We start from the raw sequence: 20,929 nt of genomic DNA, 5'->3' as shown, positions 1-20,929 counted from the left end.
CCGGATCAGTGTCCTGTGCGCTGGTGGTCGTCCGTCGTCTGGGTAAGTAGATGTAGAAAGACCTTGAGGAGAACACACATGCGCTACGTACTTTTCATCTGCACAGACCCGACCGCTGAGCCCTATGTCGAAGCCGAGGACAACGCCGGGGAGTGGGTGGCGTCGCTGCAGGACAGCGGCTCCTACGTCTTGGGCGACCGTCTGCGGCCCGTCGAAGACGCCACGACCGTGCGCGTCAGAGCCGGCGAGCGGATTGTGGCCGACGGACCGTTCACCGAGAGCCGCGAATGGATCGCCGGGTTCGACGTGATCGACGCCGACGACCTCGACGCCGCGATCGAGATCGCCGCCGCGCACCCGATGGCCCGGTTCGGCCTGGTCGAAGTGCGCCCCGTGTGGCCGCTCGGGGCGACGATGTGACCACACCGGAAGAGCCGCCTGGCGCGCGTACGGATGCCATGGCCGCCGTCCGGCACGTGGCATCCATCGAGTACGGCCGCGTGGTCGCGAGCGTGATCGGCACAGTCCACGACTGGACTCTCGCCGAAGACGCCGTGCAGGACGCACTGGCTCGAGCCGTCGAGCGGTGGCCAGGCGGCGGGGTTCCGGCGAACCCCGCCGCCTGGGTCACGACCGTCGCCCGCCGCCGCGCGATCGACCTCGTGCGGCACGCGGACGCCGAGCGCCGGGCGGTGGCTCGCCTGGAGCACGAGCCGCACGAAGGCGCCGACACCCACGACACCACCGGCCACGACGACGCATTCCCACATGGGGACGAGCGGCTGAAGCTGATCTTCACCGCCTGCCACCCCGCGTTGACCCTGGAAGCCCGCGCGGCGCTGACACTCCGCACCGTCCTGAACGTGTCGATCGAACAGCTCGCCGGGATCTTCGCGGTCGCACCCGCGACGATGGAGAAGAGACTCGTGCGGGCTCGGGCCAAGATCGCGCACGCGAACATCCCGTACCGCGTTCCGGACGCCGCGCAGCTCGACAGTCGGAGCGCGAGCGTCTCCGAGGTCCTGTCCGCCCTGTTCACCATCGGCTACTCCGATCCGACGCTCCAGCCCGACCCCGGCGCTGAGGCCATCCGGCTTGCTCGGCTGTGCCGACAGCTGCTCCCCTCGGATTCCCCGGCTCGACTCGAGTTCACGGGGCTGCTCTCCCTCCTTCTTCTTCAGCACTCTCGCCGCGCGGCACGCACGACCGCCGACGGGTTGTCCGTGCCGTTCGACGAACAGGACCGCGGACTGTGGGATGTCTCCGAGATCGAGGAAGGCCTGCGGCTCCTTGACGACGCCGTGGAGGAGGCGGCACGGGCGGGGATCCACGGCGGGCGGCACCTCATCCGCGCCACCGTCGCGGCCGAGTACGTCCGCCACGCCCCGGGAATAGAGATCGACCACGCCCGCATAGCCGACATCTACGGGGTGCTGGAGCAGGTGGATGCATCGCCGTTCGTTCGCCTGAACCGTGCGGTCGCCGTCGCGAACGCGGGACGACCGCACGAAGCCCTCGCGCTGGCGGAGGCGCTCGAGAGCTCGCTGGGAGGACACCACCTCTACTCAGCAGTGCGGGGAGATCTCCTGCAGCGCCTCAAGCGCGTCGAAGAAGCGAGCTCAGCGTTTCGCGATGCCGCACGCGCCGCCCCGACAGAACGCGAGCGGCTGTCGTATGCCCAGCACGCTGACGACATCGCCTCGGCGTCGACCTAGCCTGCTGCGGGATCAAGCGCGTTCGCATTCTCAATGATGCGAATTCGTCGAGGGGAGAACACCAACACGGCTCGGTGTACGAATGATTCCTCACTCAACGCCGGGAGACGAGCCAGCTCCATTGCCCCCGTCACCACCCTCATCACCAGGGCCGCGAACACAAAGATCGGTCCAATCCATGGCGCCTCGGATCCGAACATGAATCCCACAGCGACAACGCCGCCCACGATGACCACGTTGACGATCGCTACGACTACGCCCAGTCCTCGAGGGAGGGTCATCCCGGAACTGATACCGATACTGACCCCCAGGGCACAGATGACGAGGTAGACAGCGAGCTCGCCGCCGATCTCCAAGATCATTGCCATCGCTCCTTCGTCAGCATGTCACCCTCATGATGACCCCTGGCACCGGCGCGGCAGTGAAGAACAAGCAGGTCTTAGGGTTGTCTCCCTGAGCGATATGCGCCTGAGCCACAATGTATGAGCCAAGGACGGCGCACGCCTGGAACACCTTCGGCAGCGCCTTTGCGAAGATTCCACACATCCCGACCGCAGCCGTGTAGTCCCGGACCCGCGAGGTTTCAGCACGCGTGAGCTTCATTCCCCAGATGGGACCGTTCCAGATCCAGCTCGGATCAGCCACCACCGGGTACGCGGTTGTGGCGCTCGGGGTCACAACCTGGAACAGCTCATCCCCTCGCACCTCGTACCGCGTTTCCACCGCGGCACCATTCGCGTCAGTCGCCCACGGGGCCGCAACGGGCACATAATCCCCGGACTCGTCCAAGAAGATCACTTCACCGGTGTCACTCTGGTACGGCTGATAGCCATCCATGCGGTATCCGAATTCGCGTGGGCTCTCGGGACTGCCCATTACTGTCTGGATGCGCGTCGATCCGTCGGCGAGCGTCTGCACAGCAACTGCATCACCCGAACTGTCGTCGGCAGTGAAGACGACGGTGCCATCCTCAGCCACCACACCATCGCTGATGGGGATTTCGTCAGGTAGCTCGATGGCCCGACGTTCCGTCTGGGTGCCTCCATCAATCGGCACACTCACAACGACGTTCTCTTCAGCCGAAAGCGGTACTGCCGCTGAAATCTCCCCTACCGTCGTGCTCAACTGGCCGCCCCGGACCATGCCCGGCTGGGACAGAATCGTTGTCGGGGTCGCCGCCTCAATGGTGGCCGCAACAGACTCCGCGCCATCGACGTCGCTGTCCGACGCATGAGCCGGCAAAGCCATCGTCGTCGTGAGGGCAATGGTGGCGGCTATCGCCACGAGGAGTTCGCGCGTTCTTTGCATCATTTCTGGGGTCCATTCACTCGTAGCGGCCCGCCGATAGTTGGCCTCGCCTGTCATGCTTGGCCATATGAGCAATGAAAGCATACATATGAGGACGCTATTGATATGTTGCGATCGGTCAAGCCGCCTACGCCACCCGTCACGTGGCCGCGAGCGCCTCACGCCTCATCGAGCACAGGCCGACGAGCGCGGTGCCTCAGTGACCAGAAACCGCGATCCCCCGCAGCAACCGCACCACGGTCTCCTCCACCCGCTCCGCACTCAACGGCCGCCCGATCAGCGCAGAATACGACGCCATCGCGATGAACTGGTCCGCGATCGCGGCCGCATCCACATCCGCCCGTACGTCGCCGTCGGCACGCCCGCGCGACACCCGCTCGGCGACCCACTCCCGAATCGGCGCCGCCAGCCGCTCGTTCAACACCAACCCCAGCTCGGGATCGGCCGCGGTCACCTCGATCAGCGCCCGCGCCAGCGCCACACCCTCGGGCCGAGCGAGCCCGTCGGACATCGCGGAGAACCACGCCCGCAGATCCGCTCCGAGGTCTGCCGTCATCGGCACCGACACCTCGGCTCCCGGCAGCGCCCCCTCGAGCAGCGCCTCCCCGAGGATCGCGGCCTTCGACGGCCACCACCGATAGATCGTCTGCTTCGAGACCTCCGCTTCGGCGGCGAGACCCTCGATCGTCACGGCCTCGTACCCGTCTGCGGCGAGCGCACGCCGCATCGCGTCCAGCACGGACTGGCGGGCTTTCTCACTTCGAGGACGGGGCACCTTTCGAGCGTACCCAGGCGTACACTGGAACATAAGTAGACGCACCGTTGCGAAACCTGCACGGGACCCGAACAAGGAGAAAGAGCATGGCCCTCACCGCACACTCCACCATCGGCGACTGGATGAACGACCCGACCGGCGGGCCTCTCATCCGCGGACTCTTCGAGAAGACGGGCGCCGACCCCGAGCTGCTCACCCCCGTGCTCGGACTCCCCCTGCAGCAGCTCGTCGCGATGAGCCAGGGCCAGCTTCCCCAGTCGGTCGTGGACGACCTCGTGCGCGCGGCCAACGGCGGCGAGATCCCCGAGGACGACGCCTCCGAGGGTTGGACCGAGAAGCCCACGTCCGGCCGCTTCGCCGGCAAGACCGTGATCGTGACGGGCGCCGCCTCCGGTATCGGCAAGGCCACCGCCTCGCGCATCGCCCGGGAAGGCGGACGCGTGATCGCCAGCGACATCGCCGCCGAGAAGCTCGATGCCCTGAAGTCCGAGCTTCCGGATGCGGACATCGTCACGGTCGCGGGCGACCTCACGAAGCAGGATGCGATCGACGCCGTCCTCGCCGCCGCGGGCGACCGCATCGACGGCCTCGCGAACGTCGCCGGCATCAACGATGACTTCTCCCCCGCGGGCGAGACCCCGGATGCCGTCTGGGACCGCGTCATCGCGATCAACCTGACCGCTCCGTTCAAGCTCATGCGCGCGGTCATCCCCGTCATGGAGGCGGCCGGTCGCGGCGCGATCCTCAACGTCTCGAGCGAGGCGGGCCTGCGCGGCAACGCCTCGGGCAACGCCTACACGGCCAGCAAGCACGGCATCATCGGCGTCACCAAGTCGGCGGCCTTCATGTACGGGCCGAAGGGCATCCGCGTGAACTCCGTCGCCCCGGGCGGCGTCGCCACCGGCATCCCGATGCCCCCGCACATGTCCGAATACGGCTCGGGCCGCCTCGCCCCGTTCCAGCAGGCCATCCCGACCGTGGCGACAGCCGAGCACCTGGCGGCCTCGATCACGTTCCTGCTGTCGGACGACGCCGTGAACATCAACGGCGCCATCCTCGCCTCGGACGGCGGATGGTCGGTGCAGTAAGCCCGACCGCGAAGCCGACGCCCCCGCCGACCCGAACGGCGGGGGCGTTTCGCATGTCCACGCGGCACTCGCCTCACGATCAGCTTTGACTCGCAACTTCACCTACGAGTACGTCGACGAATATATCACTATCGTCCTCATATGTGTGCTTGTATCAGCTTCAAGTCGTCGACATAGAAGTCAGGAGGACCCCATGGGCCCGAGTTTCCGCACTACACGCATGCGGCCCCACGAGCGCAAACGGCTTTTCATATCCGCAGTGACCGCATCTGCATTAGCCCTCGGAGCTATCGCCCTTCCCGCCACAGCATCGTGGGCGGATGCCGCGCACGATGGAGACCAGACGACAGCAGGGCACGAGATCGCCGCTGCTCTGGAGCACATGGAAGGCGGCCTGGTCCGCGACTTCGCTCCTTCTGAGATCAAAGATGGGCAAGATGGCAAGACAGCTCAGGTCGGCGTCAGTGTCGAGGTTTCGAACGACGCCACAGATGGCGTACAGATTTCGACAGGGAGCTTCGTTCTTGGCATCGACCTCCCGCACGCGGACGCAGCCATCGCCGGCGAGGACCTTCCGAAAGGCGGAGTGGCCTATCCCTCCACGATGGATAGTGCGAATGCCGTCATCCCCGTAGACGGCGGGGCTCAGCTCCTCACCGTCATCGCGAACGACGCAGCACCCGAACGCTTTGACTACGGGCTCACAATGCCGCCCGAGAACCGCCTGGAGGAGACTGCAGACGGCGGCGCCCGGATCGTCGACTCGACCGGAAAGACAGTCGTCATCTTCGAACCAGCCTGGGCTCGCGACTCGAGCGGAAGGAGCCTCCCGACTCAGTACTCCGTTCAAGGGAACGTCCTGACCCAGACCGTCGCACACAAGAGCCTGAGCGGCATCTCGTATCCGATCGTCGCCGATCCGCTTCCTGTCGTCGTCATCGTCATCACAGCGGCGGCAGCGATCGTGGTCGCAGCAGCAGCCCTTGGAGTCGCCACTTGGATTGTCATCAGTTGGTGGAACACCTGTCGCGCCCAGGGAAAGTACCCCGAGCTCTCCACCCGGAACGGCTTCACCGCCAGGTGCGTGCGGTAGCGCAACAGTAATGAGGGATTCCTGATGTCTCCCAAGCGGCTCTTCACGGGTGACCGCATCTTCGTGATGGCGTGCTCCCTCTGCACCTCCATCGGGCTTGTGGTCATCGCCGGGTTGTCGTTCGCAAGCTACGCATTCGCGAACAGCATCACGATTACGGTCCCCTGGATCGCCCGCTTCGAAGGGTACGTAGATGTGAACGGATCGCCTGCTGTCACCATCAGCGGATCGTGGAGCGCAGTCATGGCAACGACAGCAATCGTCGCGTCCTCGCTCTTGCTTGTCGCCCTGAGCAGCGAGCGGTCCTCACATTCACGAGACAGGCGTGTGTGACACTCGCCCAGACGTCGGGCGCCATCTCGTCACACTCGAGAGGTGGCGTTCGGCAGCTGGTCGCGACCTGCGGCGTGACATCTCGCCTATCGATCACTGGGCGGAACAACCCTCCAGCGGTCATACACTCGCTCCATGCTGAAGCTCGTGTCGGTCGTGATCCGCGTGAACGACCTCCCTGCGCAGTCCGCGTTCTGGAAGGCAGCCCTGGACTACGTCGAACGTGATCCGGCGGACGACGACTGGGTGGTGTTGAAGCCGCGCGACGCCGACGCTCCCTGCATCGCCCTCGACGCCCACCACTCCGAGCGCATACTGCCTCCGCGCATCCACCTCGACATCTACGCGGAGGACCAGAGCGCCGAAGTGCGACGGCTCCTCGACCTGGGCGCACGCGAGGTGCACTGGGACGGCCGCCCGGCCGACGCCGACTACGTGATCATGGAAGATCCCGAAGGCAACCGCTTCTGCATCGTCGACCGGCCCGACTGGTCGGGCTGGGGCGGCAGACGTTGAATCGGGCCTCGGGCCATCCGCGCGACCTGTCGCACGTTCCGGACCGAACGATTCACTGTTCCGCGCGAAAGCTGACCCCGACCCTCTCGCCTTGCGAGAAGTAGTGCCGGAACGTGTAATACACCGGGTTCCAGGCGTTTAGGTCGATGTGCGAGGTTCCCGGCACCGTCAGCGCCTGATGCACGTGCGTGCGCAGGACCTTCGCGTGGACGATGGTGGCGTCTCCGTCCTCACCCAACGGCGTCATGTTCGTGACCCGGGCCTCCATCTGAACGGGGCATTCGGCGATCCGCGGGGGCAGAACCACCCCGCTCGGCCGTGGAGTGAATCTGCCGAGCGTCCACTTGTCCGGCTCATACCTGTACTTCTCCCGCTTGTGGCGCGGGACTTCGGCAACCCCGGTGGTGTCGGCGATCCTCTCGATCGACTCCCACAGCGCGGCGTCGGGCAGGTTGATGACCAGCTCACCGTTCTCGCGGAGATTGCGCATCGCCCGGCCCGAATTGCTCAACCCCAAGACATAGGTGTCATCCAGAGCCCAGGCTGAGGAGATGGGAGTGATGTTCGCTGTTTCGTCTCCCGGCATCAGCGTGCTGAGCAGGGCGACGGGAGTCCCGAAGTAGAACACGGAGGGTTCGATTGCCAGAGTCGGGTTCATGAGGTCCAGTCTGTGGCGGGAACGTTTCGGGCTGGACCGAACAATGCCGGCGATAAAGTTCTTGCGATGAAAGGAACGAGTAGTCCGGAACTGGCGGCGACGGCCGCCGTCTTCGCCAACGACGCCCGCGCGTCGATGCTGCTCCTGATGCTCGATGGAAGGGCATGGACGCTCACTGAACTGTCCAAGACCGCCGACATCGCTCGGTCGTCAGCGAGCGAGCACGCCGACAGGCTGCTGGACGCCGGGCTGGTCGAGGAGATGCGGCAGGGACGGCACCGCTACCTCCGGCTCGCCGGCACCCCCGCCGCTGAACTGGTCGAGTCGCTCGCAGCATTCTCCGGTCGCGTCCGGCCTGCCAAGCAGTCACTCGACGCCCAACACCGTGACCACGCCATCAGGGAGGCTCGTACCTGTTACCGCCACCTCGCGGGCAGACTCGGCATCGCACTCACCGACGGTATGCACGCGAAGGGCTTGATCGAGTCGGATTTCTCACTCACCCCGCCGGGACTAGCCTGGCTGACGTCGCTCGGCATCGACCTGCCGAAGCATCCGAAGCGCACTCTCACCCGTCCGTGCCTCGACTGGACCGAACGCCGCGAACACCTGGCCGGGCTCGCCGCGGACATGCTCCTCGCGACGTTCAAGAACAAGGCATGGATCGAACACGTTCCATCCAGCACCCGCGCGGTGCGGCTCACCGCCGCGGGACGGGAAGGTCTCGCGGACCTGCTTCCGACAGACCGCTTCTGACGGCACGCCCTAGTGGGCCCCGGCCAACATCCGGTCGACCCAGAGCGGATGCGGCAGCTCGGCGACTTCGGCGCGCGTAAACCATCCGACCTCGACGACCTCGTCTTGATCGGGCACAGGCGGATCAAGCAGTTCGCACGCGAACGCAGTCGACACGTACGACACGCGATCCCCGTTCGGATACGTCACGACGAGCGATTCGCCACCGAAGGCGCCGACGATCCCCGTGACGCGGATGCGGGCGCCGATCTCCTCCTGCACCTCTCGGGCGATCGCCTCGTCCGGATCCTCCCCCGGCTCGACCCCACCACCGATCAGACCCCATTGCTCCGAACTCGCCGCGCGCGCGAGAAGGAAACGATCGCCCTCGCGGATCACCGCGGTCACACCCGGCAGCAGCAGAAGATCATGACCGATCCGCGCGCGGATGGACTGGACGTAGTCGGAGAACGGCATGGCGGGAGTCTAGGTGGCGGTGCTCGACGCTCTCCGGTCACACCTGACCGGGCCGCCCGTCTCTCGCCATCGCCTGACGGTGCGATGTCAGCGCCGCGCGCACGGCCGAATAGATCACCAGCCAGGAGACGAGGATCCCGATGAGGATGTACGCGAGGTTCATGAGGATGAAGGGTACGAGCGAGTCGGAGAACATCGCCCCAGGATGCCGCACCCCGTGCACCTGCCCGGTCAGACTCCCCGCATCCGCGCCACGGCCGCCCGCACCAGCGCGGCGTTCCCGGGCGCGGGCGCACCGTCGGGGAGCAGCAGAGTGTCTTCCAACCCGATGCGCGACGCCAGCCCGAGCTCGACCGCGAGGTCGAACACCGGCCAGGTCGACCCCTCTTCGCCATGGAGCAGAACCGGCAGGTCGGGCTCTTCGAGCTCGACGTGCGCGATCATCCCCTCGGCGTGGTCGCGCAGCAGCTCGGTCGGTTCATCGGGAAGCTCGATCAGCACCCGTAGGCACTCACCTCTCACCGGCGAACGTTTCCACACCTCGAAACCGGCCGCGTCCCACAGACCGGCCTCGACCGCGACTCCACGCTTCAGCAGCAGGGCGGCCACCTCGTCGGCACCGGCCTCGTGCCAATTGACCGATGCGTGATCGGGCAGCTCCGTCCACGACTCGATCGCGGCGAGACGACGCGCGACATCGGGCTCGGCCCACGCCCCCGTGGTCACGCCGACCGGCGCACCGGGAATCGCGGTCCGCACCGCCCGCACCCACCGCGCGACATCATCGGCGGCGAGACTGTCACGACCCGCCGCATCCTTCGGGTGCACGTGCACCTCCTGCGCTCCCGCAGCCACCGCACGCGCGGCGTCGTCGGCCACGACCGAGGCATCCGCGCTCAGCCACGGGTGCTCGACCGCATCACGGGCGCCGTTGACACATACCTGCAACTGCATCCGACGCGCAGACCGGGCAGGAGGGTCTGAGTCCGACACCACCGTCATCGGCCGATCAACTCGCGCGGGTGCAGGTCGTACGCGGAGGAGTCGGCCGACGGGCCCTCTTCCGTCCGCACCGTGTGCTCGACCTGACGTGCGACCGCCGCGCTGCGACCGACCTTGACCGCCTCGGCTTCACTCTCGAAACTGCTCCCCAACGTCTGCGATTCCCCTTCGATGCGGTTGAACCAGATGCCGTTGCGGTGGAACGTCTCGATGTCGCCTGCAGCCATGGCGGGATCCCTTCTCTCGTATCCCTTTCTACGTGAGACCACCGACACGACAGAGGGGCTTGACAGCATCCACGGCGCCGCCCGAGCACCCCCGGCTCAGACCGTGAGACCCGCCAGGCGCACGGCATCACCCATCGCCACGAACGCCTCTTCGAGGATCGGACGCGGTGTCGCGAAGACCACCCGAACATGACCCTCGGCGCCACGCCCGAGCAGCCGCCCCTCGGTCAGCACGACCCCGGCCCGCTCACGAAAGAACTCGGCTGGCGGCTCAGGGATCCCCAGCGCGGAGGTGTCGATCCACCCGATGTACGTCGCCTCGGGCACGCGATACACAGCCCCGGGAAGATGCTCGTCCACCAGCCGCGCGAGCTCGTGCCGCGATCCGTCGAGGTACGCGATCACCTCCGTCAGCCACGGCTTTCCCGCCCGATACGCCGCCGTCGAGGCCACCACGCCAAGGGTCGCCGCGCCATGCTGCACCGCGAACCCGAACCGCTTGTACAGCTGCTGGTCGGCATCGTTCGAGGTGATCAGCTGCGCAGTCTTCAGCCCCGGGATGTTCCACGCCTTCGACGCGCTCGTCCCCGTGACCGTGTGCGCGGCCGTCGCCGCCGACACCGACGCGTAGGGCACGAACGGCGCACCGTCGTAACGCAGCGGCGCGTGGATCTCGTCCGCGAAAACCCGCCCGCCGTGCCGCTCGACGATCTCGGCGATCGCCTCCAGCTCCTCACGTCCGACGATCGTGCCGGTCGGGTTGTGCGGATTGCAGAGCACGAGCGTCCGCGCCCCTGCAGCGAACGCCTCGTCGATGCGCTGCAGATCGTGCTGCCAGCGCCCGTCGATCTCGACGCCGGGGACCTCGATCACCGGATGCCCGATCGCCGGCAGGTATGTCAGGAACGGCATGTACGCCGGAGTCGGCACGATCACGGGCGACCCCGCGGGCGCATACTCCTGCACCGCGACACCGAGCGCCGCCATCACGTCCGAGACCGGATGCACACGCTCGGGGTCGACCGCCCAGCCGTACTCATCCTGCATCCACTCGGCCGTCGCCTCCCCCAGCTCCGCGGCCTGCGGAGGGGAGAGGTAGCCGAGATTCTCGTCGTCGATCGCGCGATGCAGTGCCTCGGCGATCTCGGGAGCGACCCCGAAATCCATCTCCGCCACCCATGCCCCGATGCGACCGGGATGCAGACTCCACTTGCGACTCTGCGGCCGATCGAGGAAGAGACGGGTGCGCGCATCGAAGGGATGCGACGGTTGCGAGGAACGGTCCGTGGTCATGATCTGGGTGCCCGCCGGCTCAGCCGACGGCGTCGATACAGGACGCGTGCAGGACGCGGATCTCGGACACGGGGACTCCATTCGCAACGGCTCCGACCAATCTACGGACACCGCTGCGCCGTCGCATTTCGCGTTTCCATCCGTGACGCGATTCCGGGCCCCGCCGAGAGACGGCCAGCCGACGGTGCCCCGGCCGGGGCGTGAACAACTCCGGAGACTCGCCCCGCAGATGGCTCGAATCCCCTCCCAGAGTCGAATCTGCAGAACTTCTCCTGAGTTGTGCACGCGACTCCCGGGACAGTGTCCGGAACCGAGGCTCAACCGGCGACGTCGAGCACCCAGGTCACGCCGAAGCGGTCGGTGAGCATGCCGAAGCCGGACGACCACGCCGACGCGGCCAACGGCTCGACGATTGTCGCGCCCTCGGAGAGCCCGTCCCAGTACCCCTGGACCTCGTCGGGGGAGTCTGCCCGCAGCGACTGGAAGAAGGTGCGGTCGGTGATGGTCGCTCCGTTCTCACGGCGCGTGGTCCCGGCCGTCGCCGCCGGGTCCTGGTCATCCTGGCCCGGGATGTCGTAGGCCATCAGGCGGATGCCCGCGGGGGAATCGAGCTGCCCGAACACGATCTTGTCGAAGCCGGGGACACCCTCGTGCACGCCGAACTGTGACCCGTGCCTCGTCTTCTACACCGACGACCCTGATGCTGTACGAGTGCACCGCGTGCTTCACACGCGGAGAGACATCGCCGCCGTCCTCATCGACCGACTCTGACTCCGCATCCCGCGGAAGAGCGGCCCCACCCACGCCGGTAGACTGGACCTGCCCCGCCGGCCCCTTCCTTTGGAGTGCGCGTGACCACCGCCCCTGCACCTTCCCACCAGCACGTCCCCGACTCCGTCGAGAACGCGATCGCGACGCCCGAGAAGGAGCAGCCGTACGCGGCCCTCGGACTCAAGCCCGACGAGTACGCGCGCATCAAGGAGATCCTCGGACGCCGCCCGACCTCGGGCGAGCTGGCGATGTACTCCGTCATGTGGAGCGAGCACTGCTCCTACAAGTCGTCGAAGAACTACCTGCGCCGCTTCGGCCAGAAGGTCAGCGACGAGATGAAGGAACGCCTGATGGTGGGCATGGGCCAGAACGCGGGCGTCGTCGACGTCGGCGAGGGCTGGGCCGTCACCTTCAAGGCCGAGTCGCACAACCACCCGTCGTTCATCGAGCCCTTCCAGGGTGCGGCGACCGGCGTCGGCGGCATCGTCCGCGACATCATCTCGATGGGCGCCCGCCCGGTCGCAGTCATGGACGCCCTGCGCTTCGGTGCAGTCGACCACCCCGACACCGCCCGCGTCGTGCACGGCGTGACCAGCGGCATCAGCTTCTACGGCAACTGCCTGGGACTCCCGAACATCGGCGGCGAGACGGTCTTCGACGCCGTCTACCAGGCCAACCCGCTCGTGAACGCCCTCGCGGTGGGCGTGCTGCGTCATGAAGACCTCAAGCTCGCGAACGCGACCGGCGTCGGCAACAAGGTCGTCCTGTTCGGTGCGCGCACGGGTGGCGACGGCATCGGCGGCGCGAGCATCCTCGCGTCCGACTCCTTCGACTCGACCGGCCCGACCAAGCGCCCCGCGGTGCAGGTGGGCGACCCGTTCGCCGAGAAGGTGCTCATCGAGTGCTGCCTCGAGCTGTACCGCGGCGAGCTCGTCGAGGCGATCCAGGACCTCGGTGCCGCCGGCATCTCGTGCGCGACCAGCGAGCTCGCGGCCAACGGCAACAGCGGCATGAAGGTCTCGCTCGACAACGTGCTGCTGCGCGACCCCACGCTCACGGCCGAGGAGATCCTCATGTCGGAGTCGCAGGAGCGCATGATGGCGATCGTCGCGCCCGAGAAGCTCGATGCCTTCCTCGAGGTCGTGAACAAGTGGGAGGTCGAGACCTCCGTGCTCGGCGAGGTCACCGGTGACGGACGCCTCATCATCGACTGGCAGGGCGAGCGCATCGTCGACGTCGACCCCTCGACGGTCGCGGTCGACGGCCCCGTCTACGACCGCCCGGTCGCCTACCCGACGTGGATCGACGCCCTCCAGGCGGATGCCGCCGAGAACCTGCCCCGCGCGACCGACCCGGAGACGCTGCGCGAGCAGTTCCTGAACCTCGTCGCCTCACCGAACCTCGCAGACACGAGCTGGATCACCAACCAGTACGACTACTACGTGCTCGGCAACACGGCCCTCTCGTTCCCCGACGACGCCGGCATGATCCGCGTCGACGAGGAATCGGGTCTCGGCTTCGCGGTCTCGACCGATGCCAACGGCCGCTACTGCCAGCTCGACCCGTACGCGGGCGCACAGCTGGCCCTGGCCGAGGCGTACCGCAACGTCGCCGTCACCGGCGCCGTGCCGACCGCGATCACCGACTGCCTGAACTTCGGCTCTCCCGAGAACCCCGAGGTCATGTGGCAGTTCGGCCAGACGGTCGACGGCCTGGCCGACGGCTGCTACGAGCTGGGCACCCCGGTCACCGGCGGCAACGTCTCGTTCTACAACCAGACCGGCGACGTGCCGATCCACCCGACCCCGCTGGTCGGCGTGCTCGGCATCATCGACGACGTCTCGCGCCGCATCCCCTCCGGATGGCAGGACGAGGGCCAGAACATCTACCTGCTCGGCACCACCTCGACCGAGCTCTCCGGCTCGGCATGGGCAGAGGTCGTGCACCAGCACCTGGGCGGTCTGCCCCCGAAGGTCGACCTCGCGGGCGAGAAGCGCCTCGCCGGTCTGCTGTCGGCAGCCCGCGACGAATGGCTGATCTCCTCGGCGCACGACCTCTCCGAGGGAGGCCTCGCGCAGGCGCTCGCCGAGGGCGTCATGCGCTTCGGCGTCGGAGCTCGCGTCTGGTTGAACGAGATCATCGAGCGCGACGGAGTGGACGCCGCAACCGCCCTGTTCTCCGAGTCGACCGGCCGCGTGATCGTGACCGTGCCCCGTGAGGATGACGTGAAGTTCCGCGGCCTCTGCGAAGGACGCGACTACCCGGTGATGCGCATCGGCGTGACCGACAGCGAGGGCGCGAAGCTCGAGGTGCAGGGCGTCTTCACCGTGTCGGCCGCCGAGCTGCGTGAGCGCTCGCAGGCCACCCTCCCGTCGTACTTCGGCCCGACCGTCACGGAGCAGGTCAGCGCATGAGCGAGGTCAGCCGCCAGAACCCGAACGACGAGGACTACGGCGACCTCGGCGAGAAGCGCAACCGGCGCATCCGCATCGTCGCCTGGACCGTCATCATCGCGCTCATCCTCGGCGGTGGCGGCGCGACCGTGCTGACCCTGCTCCTCGGCTGAGACACGGGACAGCACCTGCCGCTCAGCGGGTGAAGAGGTACCTCGTCAGCTCGATGATCCCGTCGGGTCCGTGGCTCTCCCGTCCGAGCGACTCCACGATGATCGCGCCGAGGATCGCCCGACCGATCTGCGCGATCGGTGCATCTTCCGGCAACTGACCGTCGCGGATCCCGCCCCTCAAGCGCTCAGACAGGTGCTGCTCGACGCCCAGGCTTCCACCGAGGTGCGCACCGACCGCAGCATCTTCGGCGGCAGCCGCGACCAGCGACTGCAGCAGAGCCTGACCCTGCGCGCTCGCGAGGATCGTGAAGACCGACTGCAACCACGTCTCGACGTCGGCGAACAGGTCGCCCGTGTCGGGCACGACGAAGTCCACCGGGATGAGACGTCCGTCCACGAGACAGTCGGCGATCAGCGCGCCGCGCGACGGCCACCAGCGGTAGATCGTCTGCTTGCCGACCCCGGCTTCCTTCGCGATGCCCTCGATCGTGAGCCGGTCGTACCCCTGCGCATGGAACAGTCGGGAGGTCGCATCGAGGATCGCCTCGCGCGCCGCCGTGCTGCGCACGGGCCCGCTCCGGTGCTCGTTGACCATGGATTCAGGATAGCCACAGATCTCTAGACGAGACGTGCCGTATGATCTTCGAGTCTGAAGGAGACCACTGTGGCATCACTGCTGTACCGTCTGGGTTCGTTCGCTGCACGCAAGGCGTGGACGGTGATCGTCTCGTGGGTCCTGATCCTCGGTATCGGCGTGGGAGCCTTCCTGACCCTCGGCGGCACGCTGAGCAACAGCTTCGACATCCCCGGCACCGCCTCGGGCGCGGTCACCGACGAGCTCGCCGACAAGCTGCCCGACACGGCCGGCGGCACCGGCACGGTGGTCTACCGGACCGAAGACGGGTCTCCGTTCACCGACGACCAGAAGAAGGAGATCTCCGACCTCGCCGCGAGCGCCGAGGATCTCGACGGCGTCGCCGGGGTGATCGATCCGTTCGACGCGCAGAAGCAGCAGGACGAGCAGGCGCAGCAGCTCGCCGACGGCCAGACCCAGATCACCGACGGCCGCGCGCAGCTGGATGCCGCCCAGACCCAGCTCGACGACGGACGCGCGCAGCTCGAAGCCGGGCTCACACAGCTCACGGCGGCCCGCACCCAGGCCGAGCAGTCCGGTGCCGGGTCCGCACAGCTCGCCGCCCTCGACGCGCAGATCGCCGCGGTGAACGCCCAGCTGGCGCAGGTCGCGGCCCAGAACGCCGAGCTCGACCAGTCGCGCATCACCCTCGACGACAACGCCGATCAGGTGGAGCTGGGCTCGACCCTCCTCGATCTGGCCGACGGCATCGGCGTGGTCTCCGAAGACGGATCGACCGCCATCGTCAACATCTCGTTCGTCGACCCGCGCCTCGAACTCTCCGAAGAGGTGAAGCAGGGCGCGATCGACCACTTCGCATCTTCCCCCGTCGACGGTGTCGAGGTCGACTTCGGCACCGACATCGCACAGGGCGTCCCGGAGATCTTCGGCATCGGCGAGGCGGTCGGCCTCGCATTCGCGGCGATCGTCCTCATCGTGATGCTCGGCTCCCTCATCGCCGCCGCCCTCCCGATCGTCACCGCCATCGTGGGTGTGGGCGTCGGCGTCACGGCATCCCTCGCCTTCTCCGGCGTGGTGAACATGGCCTCGGTGACCCCGGTGCTGGGTGTGATGCTCGGGCTCGCGGTCGGCATCGACTACTCGCTGTTCATCGTCAACAGACACCGCAAACAGCTGCTCGCCGGGGTGCCGGTGCGTGAATCCATCGGCCTCGCCACGGGCACCTCCGGCACGGCCGTCGTGTTCGCCGGCACGACCGTGATCGTCGCACTGCTCGCCCTCAACGTGACCGGCGTGCCCTTCCTCGGCCTCATGGGCACAGTCGGCGCGGTCTGCGTCGCGGTGGCCGTGCTCGTCGCGATCACCCTCGCCCCCGCCATCCTCGGCCTCGTCGGCACGCGCCTGCTCAGCCGACGAGCGCGGGGAACGATCGGCCAGGAGCACGCGGCAGGCAAGCCCGTGAAGCGCATGTCGACCCTCCGCGCCGTCGTCACCGCGCTCGTGAGCGTGGTCGCCCTGCTGATCATCGCCATCCCCGCCATGTCGATGCGCCTCGGGCTGCCCGACGGATCGAGCGAACCGAGCGACTCGACCAGCTACCGCGCGTTCCAGACCGTCGACGAGCAGTTCGGCGAGGGCGCGAACGGACCGCTGCTGGTCACCGCGACCCTCGACGATGCCGTCAGCGACGACGACCTGCTCTCCACGCAGGTCACGATCGCCCAGGCCATCGCCGACCAGGACGACGTGGTGGCCGTCGCGCCGATCGCGACGTCCGACGACAACACGCTGCTCGCGTTCCAGGTCGTGCCGAAGGAGGGACCGAACAGCGCCTCGACCGAGAAGCTCGTGCAGGACCTGCGCTCGATGCCCGCGATCGGCGACGGCATCACTCTGGGCGTCGCCGGACAGGCCGCGATCAACATCGACATCTCCGAGGCGCTGGCCGGAGTCCTGCCGCTCTACCTCGTGGTCGTGGTCGGGCTCTCGCTGCTCATCATGATCGTGGTGTTCCGGTCGCTGCTCGTGCCCATCATCGCAACCGGCGGGTTCGTGCTGTCGCTCTTCGCGACGTACGGCCTGATCGTGGCGGTGTTCCAGTTCGGCTGGGGCGCCGAGATCATCGGACTGCACAGCACCGGGCCGATCCTCAGCTTCCTTCCCGTGATCCTCGTCGGCATCCTGTTCGGACTCGCGATGGACTACCAGCTGTTCCTCGCCTCCGGCATGCGCGAGGCGTACGTGCACGGCGCCTCGGCGCGGGATGCCGTCGCCCAGGGCTTCCGCGCCGGCCGCTCGGTCGTGATCGCCGCCGCCCTCATCATGGTGTCGGTGTTCGGCGGGTTCATCTTCTCGGAGTCGACGATCATCCGCTCCATCGGCTTCGGTCTCGCGTTCGGCGTGCTGCTCGACGCGTTCGTGGTGCGCATGCTGCTGATGCCCGCGCTCATGCACCTGCTCGGACGCTCGGCCTGGTGGCTGCCGCGCTGGCTCGACCGCATCCTGCCGAACGTCGACATGGAGGGAGCGGCGCTCGAACGCGACCACCCTGGCATGAAGGCCGTGGCCGTTCCGACCACGACCGACTCGGTGCCGACGCGGGAGACATCCGCCTGATCGGGATCTCGGAGACACCTCGCCCGGCGGAGTTCTCCGTGTCGGGAGGAGGGTTCGGGGCGAAGCTTCCGCCCGACACGGAGTTCTCCGCCCGACAAGGTGCCCCGACAGGGAGCCCCGACACAGTGCCCCGCACGGAGCACGACCCCGACGTCAGCGGCCATGCCTAGAGTGGGCGCATGACCGCCGACGCCCGGGAACGACTGCTCGCGCTGCGCGCCCAGGCCGAGGCGCGGGTGCGGGCGACGGCGGCGACCCTCGATGAACTCACCCACGACCGTGCGGGCTCGAACGACGACGACGAGCACGACCCCGAGGGCGTCACCCTGTCGTCGGAGTGGTCTCGCCTGACCGGGCTCGCCGAGGCAGCAGCATCCGAGCTGCACCAGGTCGACGAGGCGCTGGCGCGGCTGGATGCCGGCACCTACGGCCTCTGCGCGAACTGCGGAAGACCGATCCCGGCCGGCCGCCTCGAAGCCCGCCCCTTCGCGGAGTACTGCGTCTCCTGCGCCGAGAAGCTCGGACGGTAGCCCTGACGCGAGGGCCGATCGCGAGTAGCATCCCACCCATGCCCATCACACTCGAGAACGTCGGCATCGCCGTCCGCGATCTGGAAGCCACCATCTCCTTCTTCACCGACCTGGGCCTCACGGTGCTCGGCCGCGACGAGGTCAGCGGAGAGTGGGCGGCGACCGCGGTCGGGCTCGACGGCAACCACGCCAAGATCGCGGTACTGCAGACTCCGGACGGACGCGGCCAGATCGAGCTGTTCGAGTACATCCACCCCGACGCGATCCAAACCGAACCGACCCTGCCGAACGAGATCGGCATGCACCGGATCGCCTTCTCGGTCGACGACATCGACGAGTCGCTCGCGATCGCCGCCCGCCACGGCTACCACCCGCTCCGCGGCGTCGCGAACTACCAGGACGTGTACAAGCTCACGTACCTCCGAGGCCCGAGCGGGATCCTGGTGATGTTCGCGCAGGACCTCACGAAGAGCTGACCCGTCACCCGGGGATGACCGTCCCCTGATGAAAGCGCAGAACGGGCCCGGAATCGGACAGCTGCCAGATCGATGACCGTCGGCTCTCCCGCCCCTCGGCGATCAGACGATAGTTCACGAGGACGATGCCGGGGGACAGCTCGTTGAAGAGCCAATCCGCGGTCTCGGGTACGGCCCTGCTGTCCTCGTTCGAAAGCTCGACGACGGTTTCCGTCCGCAGCCATCGCCGCCCCGATGCCCCGATCTCCGCGAAATCGGGGGCGAGCAGGGCCTGTACCCGGTCTGCGTCGGTCCGTACCTCCGAGGAGAGGAGCGCGATTTCGGCAGCGACCACGACGGCATACCGGTCCGCGTCGTCATCCCACATGCGTAAACGGTACCGCCGCCCTCTCGGGGAGCCCGCCGAGAAGTAGGCTGAACGCATCATGCAAGAGTTCTTCCAGTGGGCGGGCAACTTCTGGTGGCTCATCTTCCCGATCATGGGAATGGCCGGCGGGGCCGCGAAGGCGTGGGAGCGGGGCTCCAAGCGCCGTCACGAGCGACGCCTCGAGACGCTCAAGGTCAAGGCGCAGCTGAAGACCGCCGAGATCGAGGCGCGCGCGCTGACCCAGCAGGCCAAGCGCCGCGGACCCTCGGTCGTCGACACCACGGCATCCGTCGCGCCGAACGATCTGGTCGCACGCCTTTTCACCGAGCACGATGAGATCACCGCCCGCTGGCTCGACTACGAACTCGACGTCGCGAAGCTCATCGCCTTCCCCGCCATGAGCGACGGGCGCCAGCCCCTGACCGCCGCGTTCCTGCGCGCGAAGAAGACGGCGGATGCGTTGCGTCCCTCCTCTGCCGACGCCAAGGTGTCCGAGCAGCAGGTCACCGAGTACCTGCAGGCCGTCGGCGACTACGCGGTCGCGTTCGAGATCGCCGAGAAGGATGCCCGGCGTCTGCGCGACTCCACCTTCACCGAGCCGGAGCGCAAGAGACTCGAACGCGCACAGCAGCTCCTGAAGGTCGCGGTGGACGAATCGGCGACGCAGGCCGAGCGCAACGTCGCGTACAAGCGTGTGCGCGAAGAGCTCGATGGGCTCATCCTGCTCTCCGACGATGCGGTCACGGTACTCGAGAAGCAGGTGGCCCGGGAGCTGCCGGCCCAGGCGAGCACCTCCACCGACGCATCGACCGATGCGGCCCCCGCCCCCGCGGCGGAGGCCCAGCCGTTGCCGATCACCGATCCCCTGCGCCCGGCACCACCGCGGACGCTGCCGCGCGAAGACGCATGACCCCGGAGAACATCACCGGACCCGTCGCGCACCATGCCGAAGGCCCCGTCTGGTGGCCGGGCTGGGGTGGACTGCGCTGGGTCGACGGGACCGCGGGCGACCTGCTCACGCTGCGCCCCGACGGCGTGACCCGCCAGCACATCGACGACGAGTACCTCGCCTTCGCCCGCCCCCGTTCCGGCGGAGGGCTCGTGGCCGTCGGCGCCCGCACGCTCTATCTCGCGGATGACGTCGACGGCGGGACCAGGGCCGTCGCCGGGCTGGGCGACGACCCCCGTGTGCGCATGAACGACGGGTGCTGCGACCCCCGCGGTCGCCTGCTGGCCGGATCGATGGCCTACGACGCGACAGCGGATGCCGGAACCGTCCTGCGAATCGATGCCTCCCTGTCGGTGACGACGGTGCTGCCGCAGACGACGGTGTCGAACGGCATCGGCTTCTCTCCCGACGGCAGGCGGGCCTACTACGTCGACACCCTGACCCATCGCGTCGACGTGTTCGATGTGGTCGAGGGGGAGCTGCGAGGACGCCGCGCCTTCGTGCGCTTCCCCGAGGGGCAGGGAATGCCGGACGGGCTCACCGTGGCATCCGACGGCAGCGTCTGGGTGGCCCTGTGGGACGGGAGCGCTGTGCACGGTTACGACGCGACCGGCGCCGTGATCGCGCGCATCGAGCTGCCGGTGCCGAAGGTGACCGCCTGCACGTTCGGTGACGACGACCTCGGCACGCTCTACATCACGACGTCGGCACAGGACCTCTCGCCCGACCACGGCACCGAGGCAGGTTCGCTCTTCGCCGTGCGACCGGGCGTGCGCGGCATGCCCGTCACGCCGTTCGCCGGCTGAGACCCCGCAAAACCGACGGCCTCTGCCCGAGGC

The 20,929-nt window shown here is 67.7% G+C and carries 25 protein-coding genes; 13 read left to right on the top strand and 12 right to left on the bottom strand.

Features of this window, described 5'->3' with window-relative positions; genetic code table 11:
• The first annotated feature begins 78 nt into the window (after nucleotides 1–78).
• The gene (locus tag L687_RS33840) at nucleotides 79–420 is read left to right on the top strand and encodes a YciI family protein (RefSeq protein WP_021200267.1); all 342 of its coding nucleotides are present in this window, start codon (nucleotides 79–81) and stop codon (nucleotides 418–420) included.
• On the top strand, nucleotides 417–1,715 hold the full coding sequence (locus L687_RS33835) for an RNA polymerase sigma factor (protein ID WP_152525906.1): 1,299 nt from the start codon (nucleotides 417–419) through the stop codon (nucleotides 1,713–1,715). The genes L687_RS33840 and L687_RS33835 overlap by 4 nt, the downstream gene beginning before the upstream one ends.
• Here L687_RS33835 and L687_RS33830 read toward each other — a convergent pair.
• From L687_RS33830 to L687_RS41585, 3 genes are all read right to left on the bottom strand, one after another.
• Nucleotides 1,712–2,077 carry a hypothetical protein gene (locus L687_RS33830; protein WP_152525905.1) on the bottom strand — a complete coding sequence of 122 codons (366 nt, stop codon included), beginning with the start codon at nucleotides 2,075–2,077 and terminating at the stop codon, nucleotides 1,712–1,714. The genes L687_RS33835 and L687_RS33830 overlap by 4 nt on opposite strands.
• A gap of 16 nt (nucleotides 2,078–2,093) precedes the next feature.
• The gene (locus L687_RS41905; protein WP_152525904.1) at nucleotides 2,094–3,080 is read right to left on the bottom strand and encodes a hypothetical protein; all 987 of its coding nucleotides are present in this window, start codon (nucleotides 3,078–3,080) and stop codon (nucleotides 2,094–2,096) included.
• A gap of 139 nt (nucleotides 3,081–3,219) precedes the next feature.
• Complete coding sequence (locus L687_RS41585; protein ID WP_235045233.1) at nucleotides 3,220–3,798, bottom strand: TetR/AcrR family transcriptional regulator; 579 nt, start codon at nucleotides 3,796–3,798, stop codon at nucleotides 3,220–3,222.
• An 86-nt stretch (nucleotides 3,799–3,884) separates the two neighbouring features.
• Here L687_RS41585 and L687_RS33815 point away from each other — a divergent pair, with 86 nt between their 5' ends.
• The 3 genes from L687_RS33815 to L687_RS33800 all read left to right on the top strand — a co-directional run bounded on the left by L687_RS33815 (nucleotide 3,885) and on the right by L687_RS33800 (nucleotide 6,828).
• Entirely contained in the window at nucleotides 3,885–4,886 is a 1,002-nt protein-coding gene (locus L687_RS33815) for an SDR family NAD(P)-dependent oxidoreductase (RefSeq protein WP_021200262.1), read from the top strand.
• A gap of 259 nt (nucleotides 4,887–5,145) precedes the next feature.
• Entirely contained in the window at nucleotides 5,146–5,979 is an 834-nt protein-coding gene (locus L687_RS41900) for a hypothetical protein (RefSeq protein ID WP_152525903.1), read from the top strand.
• Nucleotides 5,980–6,447: 468 nt separating this feature from the next.
• A complete protein-coding gene (locus L687_RS33800) occupies nucleotides 6,448–6,828 on the top strand; it encodes a VOC family protein (protein ID WP_021200259.1) in 381 nt (126 codons plus the stop codon).
• Between the two features lie 52 nt (nucleotides 6,829–6,880).
• On the opposite strand, the gene L687_RS33795 is transcribed toward L687_RS33800, so the two are convergent.
• A complete protein-coding gene (locus L687_RS33795) occupies nucleotides 6,881–7,486 on the bottom strand; it encodes a flavin reductase family protein (RefSeq protein WP_021200258.1) in 606 nt (201 codons plus the stop codon).
• A 12-nt stretch (nucleotides 7,487–7,498) separates the two neighbouring features.
• Between L687_RS33795 and L687_RS33790 the strand changes: the two genes are divergently transcribed.
• The gene (locus L687_RS33790; protein ID WP_200861068.1) at nucleotides 7,499–8,242 is read left to right on the top strand and encodes an ArsR/SmtB family transcription factor; all 744 of its coding nucleotides are present in this window, start codon (nucleotides 7,499–7,501) and stop codon (nucleotides 8,240–8,242) included.
• A gap of 9 nt (nucleotides 8,243–8,251) precedes the next feature.
• On the opposite strand, the gene L687_RS33785 is transcribed toward L687_RS33790, so the two are convergent.
• The 6 genes from L687_RS33785 to L687_RS33765 form a co-directional block, all read right to left on the bottom strand.
• Nucleotides 8,252–8,698 carry an NUDIX domain-containing protein gene (locus L687_RS33785; RefSeq protein ID WP_021200256.1) on the bottom strand — a complete coding sequence of 149 codons (447 nt, stop codon included), beginning with the start codon at nucleotides 8,696–8,698 and terminating at the stop codon, nucleotides 8,252–8,254.
• A 37-nt stretch (nucleotides 8,699–8,735) separates the two neighbouring features.
• Nucleotides 8,736–8,894, bottom strand: a complete 159-nt coding sequence (locus L687_RS42820; RefSeq protein WP_021200255.1) for a hypothetical protein — start codon at nucleotides 8,892–8,894, stop codon at nucleotides 8,736–8,738.
• Nucleotides 8,895–8,929: 35 nt separating this feature from the next.
• On the bottom strand, nucleotides 8,930–9,691 hold the full coding sequence (locus tag L687_RS33780) for a 3-keto-5-aminohexanoate cleavage protein (RefSeq protein ID WP_235045232.1): 762 nt from the start codon (nucleotides 9,689–9,691) through the stop codon (nucleotides 8,930–8,932).
• Between the two features lie 5 nt (nucleotides 9,692–9,696).
• A complete protein-coding gene (locus L687_RS33775; protein ID WP_021200253.1) occupies nucleotides 9,697–9,927 on the bottom strand; it encodes a DUF2188 domain-containing protein in 231 nt (76 codons plus the stop codon).
• 96 nt (nucleotides 9,928–10,023) lie between these two features.
• Nucleotides 10,024–11,220 (bottom strand): MalY/PatB family protein, encoded by a 1,197-nt coding sequence (locus L687_RS33770; protein ID WP_021200252.1) that lies wholly within the window; start codon nucleotides 11,218–11,220, stop codon nucleotides 10,024–10,026.
• Nucleotides 11,221–11,537: 317 nt separating this feature from the next.
• The gene (locus tag L687_RS33765) at nucleotides 11,538–11,876 is read right to left on the bottom strand and encodes a hypothetical protein (protein ID WP_021200251.1); all 339 of its coding nucleotides are present in this window, start codon (nucleotides 11,874–11,876) and stop codon (nucleotides 11,538–11,540) included.
• Nucleotides 11,877–12,071: 195 nt separating this feature from the next.
• On the opposite strand from L687_RS33765, the gene purL reads away from it, so the two are divergent.
• Nucleotides 12,072–14,405, top strand: coding sequence for a phosphoribosylformylglycinamidine synthase subunit PurL (purL, locus tag L687_RS33760; RefSeq protein WP_021200250.1), 2,334 nt, complete (start codon nucleotides 12,072–12,074; stop codon nucleotides 14,403–14,405).
• A complete protein-coding gene (locus L687_RS42815) occupies nucleotides 14,402–14,557 on the top strand; it encodes a hypothetical protein (RefSeq protein ID WP_021200249.1) in 156 nt (51 codons plus the stop codon). Before purL ends, L687_RS42815 begins: the two co-directional genes overlap by 4 nt.
• A gap of 22 nt (nucleotides 14,558–14,579) precedes the next feature.
• Here the strand turns inward: L687_RS42815 and L687_RS33755 are convergent, their stop codons facing one another.
• Entirely contained in the window at nucleotides 14,580–15,152 is a 573-nt protein-coding gene (locus L687_RS33755) for a TetR/AcrR family transcriptional regulator (RefSeq protein ID WP_021200248.1), read from the bottom strand.
• 69 nt (nucleotides 15,153–15,221) lie between these two features.
• Here L687_RS33755 and L687_RS33750 point away from each other — a divergent pair, with 69 nt between their 5' ends.
• The 3 genes from L687_RS33750 (at nucleotide 15,222) to L687_RS33740 (ending at nucleotide 18,774) form a co-directional block, all read left to right on the top strand.
• Entirely contained in the window at nucleotides 15,222–17,768 is a 2,547-nt protein-coding gene (locus L687_RS33750; protein WP_021200247.1) for an MMPL family transporter, read from the top strand.
• A gap of 179 nt (nucleotides 17,769–17,947) precedes the next feature.
• Complete coding sequence (locus L687_RS33745; protein WP_021200246.1) at nucleotides 17,948–18,298, top strand: TraR/DksA family transcriptional regulator; 351 nt, start codon at nucleotides 17,948–17,950, stop codon at nucleotides 18,296–18,298.
• Between the two features lie 38 nt (nucleotides 18,299–18,336).
• Complete coding sequence (locus L687_RS33740) at nucleotides 18,337–18,774, top strand: VOC family protein (protein WP_021200245.1); 438 nt, start codon at nucleotides 18,337–18,339, stop codon at nucleotides 18,772–18,774.
• Between the two features lie 4 nt (nucleotides 18,775–18,778).
• Here L687_RS33740 and L687_RS33735 read toward each other — a convergent pair whose 3' ends face one another.
• Nucleotides 18,779–19,141 carry a nuclear transport factor 2 family protein gene (locus L687_RS33735; RefSeq protein ID WP_021200244.1) on the bottom strand — a complete coding sequence of 121 codons (363 nt, stop codon included), beginning with the start codon at nucleotides 19,139–19,141 and terminating at the stop codon, nucleotides 18,779–18,781.
• A gap of 58 nt (nucleotides 19,142–19,199) precedes the next feature.
• Between L687_RS33735 and L687_RS33730 the strand changes: the two genes are divergently transcribed.
• Nucleotides 19,200–20,051, top strand: coding sequence for a hypothetical protein (locus tag L687_RS33730; RefSeq protein ID WP_021200243.1), 852 nt, complete (start codon nucleotides 19,200–19,202; stop codon nucleotides 20,049–20,051).
• Complete coding sequence (locus L687_RS33725; RefSeq protein ID WP_021200242.1) at nucleotides 20,048–20,896, top strand: SMP-30/gluconolactonase/LRE family protein; 849 nt, start codon at nucleotides 20,048–20,050, stop codon at nucleotides 20,894–20,896. Before L687_RS33730 ends, L687_RS33725 begins: the two co-directional genes overlap by 4 nt.
• Nucleotides 20,897–20,929: the final 33 nt, after the last annotated feature.

This window comes from Microbacterium maritypicum MF109, assembly GCF_000455825.1.
GTDB classification, from domain to species: Bacteria; Actinomycetota; Actinomycetes; order Actinomycetales; family Microbacteriaceae; genus Microbacterium; species Microbacterium maritypicum_A.
Note: the sequence above shows the minus strand (reverse complement) of the source record. Positions and strands in the feature narration are given on the sequence as shown.

Coding starts and splice junctions, on each gene's coding strand:
- L687_RS33840 (WP_021200267.1), top strand. CDS start 79: ATGCGCTACGTACTTTTCATCTGCACAGACCCGACCGCTGAGCCCTAT.
- L687_RS33830 (WP_152525905.1), bottom strand. CDS start 2,077: ATGATCTTGGAGATCGGCGGCGAGCTCGCTGTCTACCTCGTCATCTGT.
- L687_RS41905 (WP_152525904.1), bottom strand. CDS start 3,080: ATGACAGGCGAGGCCAACTATCGGCGGGCCGCTACGAGTGAATGGACC.
- L687_RS33815 (WP_021200262.1), top strand. CDS start 3,885: ATGGCCCTCACCGCACACTCCACCATCGGCGACTGGATGAACGACCCG.
- L687_RS33800 (WP_021200259.1), top strand. CDS start 6,448: ATGCTGAAGCTCGTGTCGGTCGTGATCCGCGTGAACGACCTCCCTGCG.
- L687_RS33795 (WP_021200258.1), bottom strand. CDS start 7,486: ATGAACCCGACTCTGGCAATCGAACCCTCCGTGTTCTACTTCGGGACT.
- L687_RS33785 (WP_021200256.1), bottom strand. CDS start 8,698: ATGCCGTTCTCCGACTACGTCCAGTCCATCCGCGCGCGGATCGGTCAT.
- L687_RS42820 (WP_021200255.1), bottom strand. CDS start 8,894: ATGTTCTCCGACTCGCTCGTACCCTTCATCCTCATGAACCTCGCGTAC.
- L687_RS33775 (WP_021200253.1), bottom strand. CDS start 9,927: ATGGCTGCAGGCGACATCGAGACGTTCCACCGCAACGGCATCTGGTTC.
- L687_RS33770 (WP_021200252.1), bottom strand. CDS start 11,220: ATGACCACGGACCGTTCCTCGCAACCGTCGCATCCCTTCGATGCGCGC.
- L687_RS42815 (WP_021200249.1), top strand. CDS start 14,402: ATGAGCGAGGTCAGCCGCCAGAACCCGAACGACGAGGACTACGGCGAC.
- L687_RS33755 (WP_021200248.1), bottom strand. CDS start 15,152: ATGGTCAACGAGCACCGGAGCGGGCCCGTGCGCAGCACGGCGGCGCGC.
- L687_RS33745 (WP_021200246.1), top strand. CDS start 17,948: ATGACCGCCGACGCCCGGGAACGACTGCTCGCGCTGCGCGCCCAGGCC.
- L687_RS33740 (WP_021200245.1), top strand. CDS start 18,337: ATGCCCATCACACTCGAGAACGTCGGCATCGCCGTCCGCGATCTGGAA.
- L687_RS33735 (WP_021200244.1), bottom strand. CDS start 19,141: ATGTGGGATGACGACGCGGACCGGTATGCCGTCGTGGTCGCTGCCGAA.
- L687_RS33730 (WP_021200243.1), top strand. CDS start 19,200: ATGCAAGAGTTCTTCCAGTGGGCGGGCAACTTCTGGTGGCTCATCTTC.
- L687_RS33725 (WP_021200242.1), top strand. CDS start 20,048: ATGACCCCGGAGAACATCACCGGACCCGTCGCGCACCATGCCGAAGGC.